The sequence below is a fragment of the Streptomyces sp. NPDC048290 genome, from assembly GCF_040652095.1.
GTDB lineage: Bacteria > Actinomycetota > Actinomycetes > Streptomycetales > Streptomycetaceae > Streptomyces.
The window spans coordinates 1-14,363 of record NZ_JBEZLM010000020.1 but is presented as its reverse complement, the minus strand read 5'-3'; the positions used below and the strand labels follow the sequence as shown (position 1 = coordinate 14,363).

The following is a 14,363-nucleotide window of genomic DNA, read 5'->3' as shown; positions in this document are numbered from 1 at the left end:
TCAGTAGCCGACAACCTCGGGCCAGTGCAGTTCGACGCCGGCTTCGGACAGCCGGCGCTGGAGCTGATCGACGAGCCGGGGCTCGTCGGCGACCTGTCGGGGGCTCAGTGCGCGGTCGAGGCAGAACGCGGTGAGTTCGCCCGCGGACTCGCCGATGTTCCACTCGACCGGGTGGAGCCGGTAGGCGCCGTTGGTGATGTGGGTGGTGCCGATGTTCTTGGCGGCGGCGACCAGGTTCTGGGTGCGGACCGGGATCAGGGCGCCGAGCGGGATCTCGAACGGCGCCGACTCGACGTCGATGTAGTTGTCGCCGCCGGTCGAGGGATGCAGGTCGATGCGGTACATGCCGACACCTACGGAGGCGTCGAAGCGGGCGGGTCCGCCGTGGCCGCGGGCCTTGATGGAGATGTCCTGCTCACGGATGGTGGTCAGAGCCCTGATCCGGCGTGATTCACGGATGTAGGGGGCCTGGGCGAAGCCGTCGGCCGTGCCCACCAGGTCGCCGCGCAGCCGCAGTCCCGGCCAGCCCCGGCCGCCGTCGGGGCGGGGCGCCTCGGTCTGGAGCCAGTAGAAGTAGGCCCGGGACTGGGCCTTGGCGGCGGTCAGGTGGGCGAGCCGGTCGGGGGTGTCGATGATGGAGCCGCCGAGGTAGTCCAGCTGGGGCCAGTTGGCCAGCACGATGTCGCTGTCGTAGGCGCCGTCGGTGAAGGTCTGCCGGGCGGCGATCCGCCGGAACTGCCACAGATCCCGGTCGCCCGCGTCGAACCGGGGGTCGCCGCTGACGTCCCGTTCGGGGTTGACGTTCATGGTGCGCTGCTCCGGCACCAGGGTGCGCGGGTCGGGCGCGGTGAACGACAGCATGGGCGCGCCCCAGAACGGCGGCTGCACGGAGCGCCAGTGGTCGTAGTCGGCGGGGCGGGCGATGGTGTGGTCGCCGGGGACGTGGTCGAAGACGAAGCACCAGGCGATGGACTGGACGTTGGCCGGGTCGGCGGTGTCGGCGGCGCTGGGCTCGCCGGTGTCGGAGCGGGCCTCGGCGCCGACGACGTACTCGGTGCCGGTCAGTGGGAGCAGGTCGCCGGTCTCGGTGCCGTCGAGCACGTACCGGGCGGTGATGGTCTGTTCGGCGCCGGTGTGCGGGTCGGCGACGGTGACCGAGCGGACCACGCCGTCCACGACGTCGGCGGCGACCGGGACGGCGGGTTGCAGCACGGTGAGCCGTCCGCCGGACCGGTAGGGGGCGAGGAGGGCGTCGATGACGGCGACCGCGACCCGGGGTTCGTGGCACAGGCGGCTCACGCGGCCCCGGCCGGGGTTGAGTTCCCGGTCGGCGCGGGCCTCGGGGGACAGCGGGTAGTGGTCGCGGTAGTAGCGGCGGATGTTCTCCCGCAGGGCGCGGTAGCGGGCGGTGACACCGAACCGCTCGACCCAGATGTGTTCGTCCGGTGGGACCGCCTGGGAGGTGAGCTGGCCGCCCAGCCAGGGGTACTCCTCGGTCAGCACCACGCGGTGGCCGCGCTCCAGCAGGGCGAGCGCGGCGGCGACCGAGCCGAGTCCGCCGCCGATGATCGCCACGTCCGTGGCGTGGGTGGTCACTGGTGGACCCTTTCTGTCGCGGGCCCCGCTTCGGGGTTCGTGGTCGGACGCTGGTGAGAATCGGGGTGACGGCCTGGGTCGGTCATGAGTGGTCCTCGGGGCGGCGGTCGACGACGGTCTCACCGGTCTCGACCCCGGCGGTCAGCAGCCGCTGGGTGTCCAGGGCGGCCCACTCCTCGGGGTCGTTGATGATCAGTTGCCGCAGCAGTTCCAGCGCTTCGGCGGCGACCTGTTTGCGCGGGACCCGGAAGCCGGTCAGTGCTCGTCCCTGGGCGCGGTGGCCGCGTACCTCGCCGAGCGCGGCGACGGAGATCGCACCGGGGACGTCCAGGCCGGCGGCGGACAGCGCGAGGATGACGTCCTCGGTGAGGAAGGCGTCCTCGGCGACGATCAGGGTGGCTCCGGTGGCCTGGGCGAGCCGTGGCAGTTCGGCCATACGCTCCTCGCCGACCAGCAGGAACGCCATCCGGCCGGACGCCGAGGCGGCCTCCACGGCGCCGCGCCGGTCGCGGGCGGTGGCGGTGTCGCGGCCCCGGTGCACATAGAGGGCCTGGCGGTGGCCGCGCGCCGCGGCCTCGTCGAGCAGGGCGTGGGTGGCGCTGACGTAGTCGACCCCGACGTACGGCACGGCGGCGGCCGTCTCGTCGCGGCGGCCGACGGCGACGAACGGGAACTGCTCGGCGACCATCCGCTCCAGTTCGGAGCCGACCATCTGCTGGCCGAGGAGGATGCAGCCGTCGGTCAGGCGCAGCCGGGTCTTGCGGTGGAACAGGCTGCGGGTGCCGTTCTCGACCGGTGAGGAGGTGAACAGCAGCAGGTCCCAGCCGATGGTCTCGGCGGCGCGCTCGATGCCGTTGAGCAACGGGCCGTAGAAGTCCATGCTCTCCGGTGACAGGGCTTCCTCGTAGGTGAAGACGCCGATGATCTGGTTGTCCAGACCGGCCAGCCTGCGGGCCGCCGGATCGGCGACATAGGTGGCCTGTTCCAGGGCCGCCTTGACCCGGGCGCGGGTCTCCTCCGAGATACGGACGTTCGTGTCGTCACGGTCGTTCAGGACCACCGACACGGTGGTCTGGCTGACGCCCGCGATCTCGGCGATCTCGCGCTGGGTCACCCGGCGCGGCTTCGTTGACATCGATCCTCCGCTGATAATGCGTATCCGCAACGAACATCGGTGACCTTAAACCGATGGAAACAAGTTGGCAATCCCCCCTTGACCGCCGGGTCATGTGGTTGACATCGTCCGTCTCGCCGCGTTGAAGATAGGCATTATCACGACGAGACCCGGCCAGATCCCGGTCAGACCCGGGTCAGGTCCAGGTCAGATGCACGTCAGATGCACGTCGGAGACAGGTCAGATCCAGGACGGGACGCGGCCGGACAGGAGCGCACGATGACAACGCCCCATGCTCACGACCCCCGGCTCAGCCGCCGCGGTCTGCTCGGCGCGGCCCTCGCGGCCGGTGTCGTACTGATCGCCGAACCCACCGCCATCACCGCGCACGCCGCCCCCGGAGACGTCACCCTGACCGCCGGCGGGATCAGTCTGCTGGCCAGTGTCGGCGGGCGGCTCGCCATCCGGGACACCACCGGCGCGACCCGCTCGGCCGGGTCGAAGTTCCAGGTCAAGGACCGTCTGACCGGCATCCATCTGTCCACCGGCGGCACTCCCGCGCTGACCACCCTGGCGGACGGGACACCGGCGATCCGGATGGACTACACCTTCGACGCGGCGGCCGGACCGACCACCGTCACCGGCTGGTTCAGCGTCGCCACCAACCGCGCCCGGCTGGAGTGGAAGATCACCGGCGCGGACACCTTGGTCCCGGACGGCTTCCTGTTCAGCCGGGCGATCCAGACACCGACGGCGCCCGACGACTACATCGCGATCACCGAATGGGTCCGCGACACCGGCGGCGGCATCCCCTACGAGGACACCGTGGGCGTCGCCCACACCTCCACCTGGGGCACCCGGCACGGACTGTTCCTGCTGGAACGCTCCCGCCAGGCGTGGACGAACAGCACCTGGGTGCACGCGCCGGGCACGGTCGACCCGGCGGGCGGCTGGACCAGCCGGGCCGACTTCTTCTTCTCCGAGACCCGCCCGTCGGCCACCGCCACCATCGGCCGCGGCGTCGAACTCGGCCTGGAAGTCACCACCGACCGCGACTTCAACCTGTACACGGTCCCCGGCGAGCCGATGCAACTCACCGCGCTGGTCGCCAACGGCGGCGCCGCCCGCACCGCCCAGCTGGAACTGTCGGTGCGCGACTACGACGGCACATCCCTCGCCGCGACGACCGTCACCGGCAGCATCGCCGCCGCGGGCACCTGGCAGCACACCTTCACCGTGCCCGCCCCGGCCGCCGGGATCGCCTTCGCCGAGATCGTCGTACGCTCCACCGGGGACGAGGCGTTCGCCCGGACCAACCTCGCCACCCTGCCGCCGTACACCTACCAGGCCGGTGCCAGCAGCATGTTCGGGATGGCCAACTACCCTTGGCTGCTACGGCCGAACGCCACCGCCGTGCTCGATCTGTGGCAGCGGGTGGGCGTCTCGCTGGTCCGGATCGCCTACGACGGCGGTCCCGGGCTGCCGCCGTCCGCGTTCGACGCGCGCGGCATCCGCCACAACATCGAACTCCAGCCGTCGCTGGAGGCCACCGACACCGAGGCCGCCGCGTGGGCCGCCGACAAGCTGGCCGTGGCGCAGGCGGCGGGCGCGGGCTACTTCGAGGTCGGCAATGAACTCAACCGCCCCTTCAACACCGGCGTGGCCGCCCAGGCATACCTCGACAAGGCACTGCGGCCGGTCCACGACCGACGGGCGGCGACCGGCGCCACGATCAAGCTGATGAACAACGGGCTCGCCGGGATGGACAAGCCCTGGGTGGAGAACTTCATCGCCGCGGGCGGCTGGAACCTCATCGACGCGTTCGCCTACCACCCCGGCCGCGGCAACTTCACCCCCGACTACATCCCGCCCGGCACCGACTGGGGCACCGGCGCCGAGGGCACGTACTGGAACTTCTACGGCGGACTGAAGCAGCTTCAGACGCTGATGGCGCAGCACGGCCAGAAGGAGATCTGGCTGACCGAGGCGTACGCGCCGACCAAGCCCAACAGCTGGTGGCACGACACCTACCGGCACGCGGCGGAGAACGTGCTGCTCACCCTGGCGCTGGCGAAGGCCGAGGGGGTCACGCATGTGTGCTGGTACCAGTTCCACGACAGTGTGCTCGGGATGCCGCAGGTCGCCGACCCGGACAATGTCGAGTACCACTACGGCCTGATGAACCGTGACCTCTCCCCCAAGCCGTCGCTGCTGGCCTACGCCACCGCGGCCCGGGTCCTCGACACGGCGACCTTCCAGGGGCGGCTGACCTTCACCGACCCGCAGACCTTCGGCCTCTGGTTCACCACCTCCGACGGCCCCGCCCTCGTCCTGTGGAACCGCGCCGACGGCTACCTCCTCAACACCACCGGCACCCGCACCGGCGGTCACTTCCCCGCCCCCGAGGCATGGGTCGACCCCTGGCCCACGAAGACCTCCCTGTCGGTCGCCGCCCCCGGCCCGGTACGCGAGGTCGACGCCATCGGCCGCAGCCGCCAACTCTCCCCCGTACAGGGCCGGGTGACCCTCACCCTCGACGGCGCACCACGAGTGCTCTACGGTCTGACGCCGGTGACCACGCAGGGCGTGCACCGGCTGCCGGACTGAGCGGCCCCGGCGCGCCGGAACGCGGACGCGTCACGGTCGGGGAGCCGGTGCGTACGCCGTCCCGGGTGCGACGTACCCGCGGACTCCACCGGCCGGGCGCGGCGGCATGAGCCGTCCGTGGCGTACGCCGAACTCGTGAGGATCTGCGTGGCGTTGCCGGCGGTCCGTGGCGAGGACTCGGCGACGGCCCATGTCACGGAGGCGGCGGCCCGGCGTGCGGCGTCGTCGGCACGGACTCCGGTGGACGACCGACCGGGACGACGTATGTCGTGCTGCTGGGCGGCCGATCGGCCCCCGGCCGAAAACCGCCTCGCCCGATCGGGCTAACCCCGCCCCCGGCCCGCGTACGGCCGGGGCCCCCGGGCAGCCACTCCAGGGCCGGAATCACCGGCCCAGAGGTCTGACCGGTACGGCGGAAAGGTGACGGCATCATGCGTACGGAGGCCATCCAGCGGGTCACTCTGGTGTTCTCGCTGTTCGATGTGAACGGCAACGGTGTCCTGGACGCCGAGGACTTCACGCTGATGAACGACCGGGTCGCCGCGGCGGCGCCGCACGCGGCCCAGGACGCCAAGGACACCATGCGGGCGGCCTTCGAGGAGTACTGGGAGGCACTCGTCACGGGCTATGACACCAACGGAGACGGGGTGATCAGCCTGGAGGAGTTCATCGCGTGCGTACTGGCGCCGGAGCGCTTCACACCGGCCGTCGTCGCGTTCGCGGACGCGCTCGTCGCACTCGGCGACCCGGACGGCGACGGACACGTCGAGCGCGCCGACTTCACCGCGCTGATGATCGCGATCGGCTTCCGGCCCGCCAACATCGACACCCTCTTCGACGCCTTCGGCCCCGATGAGCGGGACAGCATCGCGGGCGCGACCTGGCACGAGGGCATCAAGGACTTCTACGGCGCTGACAAGGCGGGCATCGCGGGCGACCACCTGCTGACGGGCACCGGCTTCTGACACGCGGACGACTTCGGTCGGAACACGGTCGCCGTGCGTCAACTCGGTTCGTTAGGTTGTCTCTTGTACACCCCGAGCATCCCGAACACCGTGGACACCAGCTTGGACCGCCGACCCACCGTTCCGGAGGACGACCTCGCATGACGGACATATCCGCCGCCTCGGCCGACGCGCACAGCCGGATCAGGACCGACCAGGCACACACGGCCCGGATCTGGAACTACTGGCTGGGCGGCAAGGACTACTACACGGTGGACCAGGCTGCCGGGGACCAGATCCGCCAATTGCACCCCGGTATCGGCGACTACGCCCGCGCCGACCGGCTGCTGCTGGGGCGGGCGGTCCGGCATCTCGCCGGGGAGTGCGGCATCCGCCAGTTCCTGGACATCGGCACCGGGCTGCCCACCGCCGACAACACGCATGAGGTCGCCCAGGGGATCGCGCCGGAGTCCCGGATCGTCTACGTCGACAACGACCCGATCGTGCTGGCCCATGCCAAGGCCCTGCTGACCAGCACGCCCGAGGGGCGCACCGCCTACCTCGACGAGGATCTGCGCGATGTGGACGCGATCCTGGAGCAGGCGGCCGAGACACTCGACCTGACCCGTCCGGTGGCGCTGATGCTGCTCGGGGTCGTCATCTTCGTCGAGGACGACGAGGAGGCGTACGGCACGGTCCGGCGGCTCATGGACGCGCTCGCCCCGGGCAGCCATCTCGTCCTGACCCACACGATCACCCGGTCCGACATGCCGGACGTCGACGCCGCCGTGGCCTTCTGGAACGAGCACGGCACCCCGAAACTCACCCAGCGCACCCCGGCCGCGATCACCCGCTTCTTCGACGGCCTCGAACTGCTCGACCCGGGTGTGGTGTCCTGCAACCGCTGGCGCCCGGACGACGAGGGGGCCGAACTCCCGCCCGAGGTGGCCATGTTCGGCGGTGTCGGCCGCAAGCCGTGACCGGCGCGGACGCCGCCGCCGGATCACGCGACCGGCGGTCGCCTGGGAGAACGGCGACCGCCGGGGTATGCGGGGCTCTTCGGTTGGCCTGTCCGACTACGGGCGGACCGGACCGGACTAGAAGACGCTCAGGCCGTAGAGGCCCAGCGGCCGGGTGACCGGCTCGAAGAACGTGGTGCCGCCGACGGTGCAGTTGCCGCTGCCGCCGGAGAGCAGACCGTAGGCGGTGTTGCCCGCGAAGAGCGGACCGCCGCTGTCGCCGGGCTGGGCGCAGGCGTTGGTCTGGATGGTGTTGTAGACGAGCTGGCCGCCGCCGTAGTTCACGGTGGCGTTCAGCCCGGTGACCGTGCCGGTGCGGTAGCCGGTGGTGCTGCCCGAGCGCTCGATGGCCTGGCCGAGGCCGGGGCTGCCGGCGTTGATGATGTCGCGGTACGTGCCGTTGTAGAGGTAGACCCGGCCGTCGGCGTTGGCCGCGTTGGAGTGCTGGATGACCCCGTGGTCGTAGGTCGGGAAGACGGTCTGGCCGGGGACCGCCGTGCCGATGTTCCAGCTCGGCCGTCCGCTGGTGCAGTGACCGGCGGTCAGTGCGAAGTACTGGCGGGCCGAGTTGATCACGTTGAAGCCGAGGGAGCAGCGGACACCGGCCGAGGTGATGGCCTCGCCGCCCGCGATCAGCCGGCTGAACTTGCCCGGGGTGCGCTTGATCTCCAGGGCCCCGGCCTGGGCGCCGGCGGCCTGCTTGATCTCGTTGATCTCCGCCGCCGAGACGGTGCTGTCGGCGGTGACGACGACCTTCCCCGACGCCTTGTCCGTGAACCAGGCCGTACCGCCGATGTCGGCGCCGAGCACGGCGTCGCTGGCCTGGGCGAGTTGGGCCACGGTGGGCTTCGCGGCGGCGGGCGCCTGGGCCGCGACGGCGGTGGGGGCCACCAGCGCGGTGACGGCCGCGAGGCTGGCGACGACGGTGGCGGCGCGGGCTCTCCGGGCGACGGAGTCCGCCGACAGGAACGTCTTGACCTTCACATGTCCTCCGATGTGGGGGTGCTGGGCCCGGTCGCAGTCCGGGCTCTCGGTCATGCGGTCATGTCGGTGGCGGTCCCGAGGACCGTGCGGGTGTCCTGGGGGCGCCACGGCGACAGTTGTGATCCTGGGCGTGAGCCGTCCCTGCCAACAAGTTGGGCTTTCGGACGCCGCTACGAGGGGGTTTGTGCGCCCGACAACGTTGGCAGGAAGCCGCTCTTGCCCCGCCTGGGCGTGGCCGGGGGGCGATGGGTCGCCCGGCGGAGCCGACGGTTCAACGTGTCACCGGTGTTCGGATTCCGGTGCGGTGCCGGGCGCGGCGCATATGCCGGGAACACGCCATGCGGCGGCTCGCCACGATTCCCGGTTTCCTCAAGTCCTAGTAAAGATTTGGCTGTTCAGCGCAACCATCGGGGCACGGGGAGATCGGGCCCGACGGGCTCGTCCGGTCGCCTGGCCGATTTGCGAAGATCACGTGGAGGGTTCCGGTACGTCGTGTCGTACGGCGCGAGGGAGCGCGGCGGTGGCACCCCCGGCCCCGGCTCGCGGCGCGGCGCGAAGACAGTGGTCGGACCAGTGACCGCGTTTGACGGCGGGAAATGCATCCGGCAGCTCCCGGGTGGCCGGGTCCCTATGGGTGGATTGCCCGCCTTGGGGCGAGGGCCGCGCTGTCCGGTTCGACGCCGGAAGGGGCTCGGGCGGGGCTTCCGGTTGCGCTGGAAGCCGCGCCTCCGGTCCGTTGCGGGGGCGGGGTGCCGCAGGGGCCCGGGACCGGCGCCGACGGCGGGCGCGGGGCCGGGGTACGGCAGGGTGCCCGGGACCGGCGGCGGGCGAGGGGGCCGGGGTGCGGCAGGGTGCCTGGCACCGGCGGCGGGCGCGGGGGCCGAGTGCGGCAGGGTGCCCGGCACCGGCGGCGGGCGCTGGGGCCCGGGTGCGGCAGCGTACCCAGGACCGGGACCGGCACCGGCGGCGGGCGCTGGGGCCCGGGTGCGGCAGGGCGCCCGGGACCGGCACCAGCAGTGGGCGCGGGGGCCGGGGTGCGGCAGCGTACTCGGGACCGGCACCGGCGGCGGGCGCGCCCCCGCGGCCCCGTCCGGCCCGTGGCCGCCCCTCCCCCGCGCGGTCCGCATCCCGCCCGTACCGCACTGTCCGCTCTGAGGAGAAGCGCTTCTGCTGGACGTCCCCGGCTGCTTACAATCGCGGGAACATGACCAGATCACGCGTGAGTATGAAGGACGTGGCGGTGGCCGCCGGGGTGTCCCTGACGACCGTCTCCGACGCGCTCAACGACCGCGGGCGGCTGCCCGAAGCCACCCGCCGACGGGTCCGGGAGGCGGCCGATCAGCTCGGCTACGCGCCCCATCGCACGGCCCGGAGTCTGGCCAAGGGGCGCTCCGGGATTCTGCTGCTGTCGGTGTCGCTGCCGGAGTCCACGCCGGGTTCGGCCGTCGACATCGAGTTCTTCGTGCAGTTGCTGAGCGCCGCCTCGGGGGTCGCGCTGCACCGGGGCTGGGCCCTGGTGCTGGCCCCGGCGACGGAGGGGGAGCCGTCGGTGCCCGTCGACTTCGACGGGGCGATCGTGGTCGACCCCCGGCCGCACGATCCGCTGCTGCGGCTGGCGGACGCCGAGGGCAAGCCGGTGGTGACCGTGGGACGCGACCTGGAGCAGCCGGACCGGCCGCATGTGGACAACGATCACGCGGCGGCCGTGCACCAGGCCCTGGACCTGATGGCGCGAGCGGGTGCCGAACGTCCGGCGCTGCTGGCCAGCGCACCGGACTCGTCGTACGTACGGGACTGTGTGGACGGCTATCACGCCTGGTGCGCGGCGCGCGGGTCGGCGCCCCGGGTGGTGACCGCGAAGGGCGGGCTGACCCAGGGCGCCGGGTATGAGGCGGCCCGTGACTTCCTGACCGGGCCGGACCGTCCGGACGCGGTGTTCACCACGCTGGACTCCCTGGCCCTCGGGGTGCATCTCGCCGCCCGGTCGCTCGGGCTGCGGATGCCGGACGACCTCCAGGTCGCCACGCTCAGCGACAGTGAGGCGGCCCGGCAGGCCCGGCCCGCGGTGACGGCGATCGACCTCGACCCGGTCGGGACGGGCCGGGACGCGGTCCAGTTGCTGATCACGGCGATCGAGGAGTCCGGAGCACCGGCACCGGTCCTGGTGCCGACCACTCTGCACGAGCGGGGCACGACCGGCGCGACGGCCGCCGGCTGACGGGCGCTGTCCCGCCGTTCCGCCCGGGTCATCCCCGGGCCGTGGTGGCCGGGTCGGGCGGCCTCGGAGCCATCACCGGGATCTCCGGGCCCCCGGGGCGCGGGTGCCGCGCGAGGTAGAGGACGCCGGTGACGGTCAGGACCAGCCCGATCAGGGGGACGGCCCACTCCAGGTACCAGGGGGCTCCGGCCGCGAGCAGCTGAGGCCGGGGCCAGGCGATGTTCACGGTCTCGAAGCAGACCCAGAGCACCGCGATCACATTGACGGGCAGTCCCCAGCCGCGCAGGTGGAAAGTGCCGAGGCGGGGGTCCCAGCGACCGCGCAGCCGGGCCCACAGGGCGGCGACGGCGGCGAGGGTGAAGGAGGCGTAGAAGCCGCCGGAGGTGAAGGCGATCAGGGTGCTGACGGCGGAGCCGTTGAGCCCGACGCAGAGGATCGCCGCGCCGATCACGGTGGTGGTGAGCACGGCGTTGGCCGGGACCTGGTTGCGGGCCACCTTCTGGAGCCGGTCGGAGAAGGGCAGCGCGCGGTCCCGGCTGAGCGAGAACAGGGTGCGGGTGCCGGTGGTCTGGATGGCGATGGAGCAGGCGACGAAGGAGGCCAGGACGACGCCCTGGAAGGGCTTGGCGACCCAGCCGCCGAAGGAGTCGGTGACCAGCGGGGTGAGCGGGTCGACCGTGAGCACCTGGACCAGGCCGGTGAGACTCCGCTCGGCCTGGACGACGGCCACCGCGTTCATGACGATGACCAGGCCGACCACGACGAGCGACATCAGCAGGGCACGCGGCACATGCCGGCGCGGGTCCTTCACCTCCTCGGAGACGGCGGAGCAGGCGTCGAACCCGACGAAGGCCCACCCTGCCACCGCGATGGCCGCGAGGAAGCCGCCGGTCGAGGAGCCCTGCCAGTTGTCGGCGGCGCCGAGCGTGTGGAAGAACACCGACCAGTCGTGGGCGGCGAAGAACACCAGCAGGATCAGGCCGATGGCGACGCTGGCCACGAGTTCGGCGGCGATCCCCACATTGACGGAGTACTTGAGGGGGTTCTGGCCCAGCAGGTTCACGGCGGTGACCAGCAGCAGCACGCCGAAGCCCCACAGGAGCTGTTCGCGGGCGCCCGGTGTGCGGCCGAAGAGTTCGGCCATCCAGAAGCCGCCGAGATAGCTGACGGACGCGAAGGTGATGATCTGCGTCCAGGCGTAGAGCCAGCCCGCGAACCAGCCGTAGCGCGGTCCGACCAGCCGTCGGCTCCACTGGTAGATGCCCCCGCTGACCGGGAACTGCGAGGCGAGTTCGGCGAAGACGAGGGCGAGCAGGATCTGCCCGGACAGGGCGATCAGCAGGGCCCAGATCCAGGCGGGGCCGCTGGCGAACATTCCGGCGCCGACGATGGAGTACAGGCCGACGACGGGTGAGACGAAGGCGAAGCCGAGGCCGAAGTTGGTCCAGAACCCCAGCTCGCGCTTGAGCTGCTGCCGGTAGCCGAAGGCGGCCAGCTCCCGCGCGTCCGCGTCGGTGTCGATGTCCGCTTCTGCTCCGGCCGGGTGGGGTGAGGTGTGCGGGGTGGGAATCATGACGTGCTCCCGTGGTTCGGTGGATCAGCGCCGCGCTGTCCGCGACTGCCCGCCGTACAGGCCGGGACGCAGGTGGTGGAGGTAGTCGGTCGGCCAGTCCGCCGCCGTACCGAGGGCGATCCGGGCCGGGGCCACCTGCTCGCCGGGGCCCAGGGGGAGGGTGAGCGAGCCGTCGGGTGCCACGGCGCGGGAGTGGCCGGTGAAGGTGAACGGGGCTTCCCGTCCGGTGCGGTTCACGTAGAGGTGCGGCAGCCGGTTGTCCAGGGCGCGGGCGCGGGACGCCAGGTCGTGGTCGGGGCCGTAGGGCGCCATGTTGGCGGCGACGCTGACCAGGAGCCGGGCGCCGGCCAGGGCCAGGGTCCGGGCGGGTTCGGGGAATTCGATGTCGAAGCAGATCAGCGGGCCGACGGGGACCCCGGCGAGTTCGACGACGGCGAGCCGGTCGCCGGGGGTGAAGTGGTCCCGTTCCCGGCCGAACAGATGGGTCTTGCGGTACACCCCGGCCAGGGTGCCGTCGGTGTCGACGCAGGCCAGGGAGCTGGCCACACCGTCGCCGGTGGCCTCGGGGAAGCCGACCGCCACCGCCGTGCGCCACCGCCGGGCCAGCTCCCGGACCCGCCCGATCTCCGGGCCGTACGCGTTCAGCGCCTGCTCGCGTACGGCGCCGAGGTCGTAGCCGGTGAGGAACAGTTCCGGGAACACGATCAGTTCGGCGTCCGCGTGTCCGGCGAGGACGGACTCCAGGCGGTCCAGGTTGGCCGCGGTGTCCCCCGGGCGGGGGGTGAGCTGGGCCAGCACCACCCGCAGCTCGGATCGGCCCGGCCCGGCGGTGGTGCTCACTCCAGTCCCAGGCCGTAGCCGGCGTCGGACAGCCGGCGCACACCGTCGGCGGTCACGGTGTAGTTGTCCTCCACCTTGAGCAGCACGAACTGGTCGCCGACCCACACCCCGGTCTCCGGCTCAAGCGAGATGACGCTGTTCTCCCGCAGCACGAAGTCACGGTCGACCAGATGAGAGCGGTAGATCGTGGGGAGTTCACAGGCCCGCAGCCCGACCCCGTGGCCCATGGCGTACGGGGTGCGGGGCAGGCCCTGGCTCTCCAGGTAGGAGTTGACCGCCGCGTCGACGTCGGAGGCGCGCGCCCCGGGCCTGGCCGCCTGCTCTCCGATGTGGTGGGCCGTGATCAGTGTGCGGTAGGCGTCCGCGACGGCCTTCGGCGGTTCGCCCACGAAGCCGGTGCGGGCGATGTCGGAGGCGTAGCCGTGGGCTCCGTACAGTCCGATGTCGAAGAAGTAGGCGTCGCCCTCCTTCAGGGTGCTGCCCTTGCCGAACCAGGTGCCGCTGCCCCGGCGGTGGTTGCACAGCGAGTGGGACAGGAACTCGGCGCCGTCGCGCTGTGCCGATGCCATGGCCGCGGCCAGGACGTCGAAGTCGGCCAGCCCGGGGGCGGCTGCGGCGAGGGCGGCCTCGGCGGCGCGGGCGTTGACCTTGCTGGCCGCGTCGAGCAGCGTGATCTCCTCGGCTGTCTTCTCGATCCGCAGCTCGTACAGCCGCTGTCCGACCGGGACGAACCCGGTGCCGGGGGACGCGGCGCGCAGTCCGTCCAGCACCTGCGGGTCGATCAGCTCGTGTCCGACCCGGTCGGCGCCGGTGAGGGCACGGGCCAGGTAGGTGGTCCAGTGGACCGGGTGTCCGACGGCGGGCGCCCACGACGGGATCGGGTGCACGGCCCGTATCCAGGGGAGATCGGCCTCGGGCTGCTTGATCTCCTCGTCCACCCAGGGGACGAACAGCTCGACCGCGCCGTCCGCGTCGACCACGGCGGCGAACCAGTCGAACGCCTCGGCGATGATCTGCGTACGGTAGTCGGACGCGTACCGGATGTGGTCGAACCCGGTGAGGACGAGGTGGCTGAGCCCCTCCTCCCGCATGAACGCGGTCAGCCGTTCCCTGCGCTGGGTCCGGAGGCGGTCGACGTCGATGTCGGGCCAGGTGTACATGGTGTGTCTCCCCAGATGTCACGGCGACGGCGGTGCGGAAGCAGAGTGCAGAAGCGCTTCTGCAAACTGTGGGAGTCATCTTTGGTGAAGCGCTTCTGCAAGTCAATATCCGGGGTGGGGTCGGTTGCGCACGGAGGGTGGCTGGCGGGGTTCGCGCGGGCGGTGGGTACGTCCACCGGAGGGCGTCCCCGGCGGCTACCGCTCGGCCGGCGTGACGATGGCCGCGCGCTCCCGCGGTGGTCAGGGATCTGGTGGACTGATCACCCGGGAGGGTGAATGCGTGCGGAACGGGGGTTCGGTGCCTAACC

Annotated in this window: 10 protein-coding genes; 4 read left to right on the top strand and 6 right to left on the bottom strand. The window is 71.9% G+C overall.

Features of this window, described 5'->3' with window-relative positions; translation table 11 throughout:
• Complete coding sequence (locus tag AB0D49_RS29220; RefSeq protein ID WP_362762746.1) at positions 1-1,596, bottom strand: FAD-dependent oxidoreductase; 1,596 nt, start codon at positions 1,594-1,596, stop codon at positions 1-3.
• 82 nt (positions 1,597-1,678) lie between these two features.
• The gene (locus tag AB0D49_RS29215; protein ID WP_362762744.1) at positions 1,679-2,731 is read right to left on the bottom strand and encodes a LacI family DNA-binding transcriptional regulator; all 1,053 of its coding nucleotides are present in this window, start codon (positions 2,729-2,731) and stop codon (positions 1,679-1,681) included.
• A gap of 258 nt (positions 2,732-2,989) precedes the next feature.
• On the opposite strand from AB0D49_RS29215, the gene AB0D49_RS29210 reads away from it, so the two are divergent.
• The 3 genes from AB0D49_RS29210 (at position 2,990) to AB0D49_RS29200 (ending at position 7,241) form a co-directional block, all read left to right on the top strand.
• A complete protein-coding gene (locus AB0D49_RS29210) occupies positions 2,990-5,317 on the top strand; it encodes a hypothetical protein (protein ID WP_362762742.1) in 2,328 nt (775 codons plus the stop codon).
• Between the two features lie 431 nt (positions 5,318-5,748).
• The gene (locus AB0D49_RS29205; protein ID WP_362762740.1) at positions 5,749-6,282 is read left to right on the top strand and encodes an EF-hand domain-containing protein; all 534 of its coding nucleotides are present in this window, start codon (positions 5,749-5,751) and stop codon (positions 6,280-6,282) included.
• Between the two features lie 140 nt (positions 6,283-6,422).
• Complete coding sequence (locus tag AB0D49_RS29200) at positions 6,423-7,241, top strand: SAM-dependent methyltransferase (RefSeq protein ID WP_362762738.1); 819 nt, start codon at positions 6,423-6,425, stop codon at positions 7,239-7,241.
• Between the two features lie 117 nt (positions 7,242-7,358).
• Here the strand turns inward: AB0D49_RS29200 and AB0D49_RS29195 are convergent, their stop codons facing one another.
• Complete coding sequence (locus tag AB0D49_RS29195; protein ID WP_362762736.1) at positions 7,359-8,318, bottom strand: S1 family peptidase; 960 nt, start codon at positions 8,316-8,318, stop codon at positions 7,359-7,361.
• Between the two features lie 1,150 nt (positions 8,319-9,468).
• Between AB0D49_RS29195 and AB0D49_RS29190 the strand changes: the two genes are divergently transcribed.
• A complete protein-coding gene (locus AB0D49_RS29190; RefSeq protein ID WP_362762734.1) occupies positions 9,469-10,482 on the top strand; it encodes a LacI family DNA-binding transcriptional regulator in 1,014 nt (337 codons plus the stop codon).
• Positions 10,483-10,510: 28 nt separating this feature from the next.
• Here the strand turns inward: AB0D49_RS29190 and AB0D49_RS29185 are convergent, their stop codons facing one another.
• The 3 genes from AB0D49_RS29185 to AB0D49_RS29175 are packed head-to-tail and all read right to left on the bottom strand — an operon-like array spanning position 10,511 to position 14,055.
• On the bottom strand, positions 10,511-12,055 hold the full coding sequence (locus AB0D49_RS29185) for an amino acid permease (protein ID WP_362762733.1): 1,545 nt from the start codon (positions 12,053-12,055) through the stop codon (positions 10,511-10,513).
• Between the two features lie 24 nt (positions 12,056-12,079).
• Entirely contained in the window at positions 12,080-12,895 is an 816-nt protein-coding gene (locus AB0D49_RS29180) for a nitrilase-related carbon-nitrogen hydrolase (protein WP_362762731.1), read from the bottom strand.
• A complete protein-coding gene (locus tag AB0D49_RS29175; RefSeq protein ID WP_362762730.1) occupies positions 12,892-14,055 on the bottom strand; it encodes a M24 family metallopeptidase in 1,164 nt (387 codons plus the stop codon). Before AB0D49_RS29175 ends, AB0D49_RS29180 begins: the two co-directional genes overlap by 4 nt.
• Positions 14,056-14,363 lie beyond the last annotated feature (308 nt).

What these genes read in the sequence shown, in the direction of transcription:
- AB0D49_RS29215 (WP_362762744.1), bottom strand. Translation starts at nt 2,731, where the DNA reads ATGTCAACGAAGCCGCGCCGGGTGACCCAGCGCGAGATCGCCGAGATC.
- AB0D49_RS29210 (WP_362762742.1), top strand. Translation starts at nt 2,990, where the DNA reads ATGACAACGCCCCATGCTCACGACCCCCGGCTCAGCCGCCGCGGTCTG.
- AB0D49_RS29205 (WP_362762740.1), top strand. Translation starts at nt 5,749, where the DNA reads ATGCGTACGGAGGCCATCCAGCGGGTCACTCTGGTGTTCTCGCTGTTC.
- AB0D49_RS29200 (WP_362762738.1), top strand. Translation starts at nt 6,423, where the DNA reads ATGACGGACATATCCGCCGCCTCGGCCGACGCGCACAGCCGGATCAGG.
- AB0D49_RS29195 (WP_362762736.1), bottom strand. Translation starts at nt 8,318, where the DNA reads ATGACCGAGAGCCCGGACTGCGACCGGGCCCAGCACCCCCACATCGGA.
- AB0D49_RS29190 (WP_362762734.1), top strand. Translation starts at nt 9,469, where the DNA reads ATGACCAGATCACGCGTGAGTATGAAGGACGTGGCGGTGGCCGCCGGG.
- AB0D49_RS29185 (WP_362762733.1), bottom strand. Translation starts at nt 12,055, where the DNA reads ATGATTCCCACCCCGCACACCTCACCCCACCCGGCCGGAGCAGAAGCG.
- AB0D49_RS29175 (WP_362762730.1), bottom strand. Translation starts at nt 14,055, where the DNA reads ATGTACACCTGGCCCGACATCGACGTCGACCGCCTCCGGACCCAGCGC.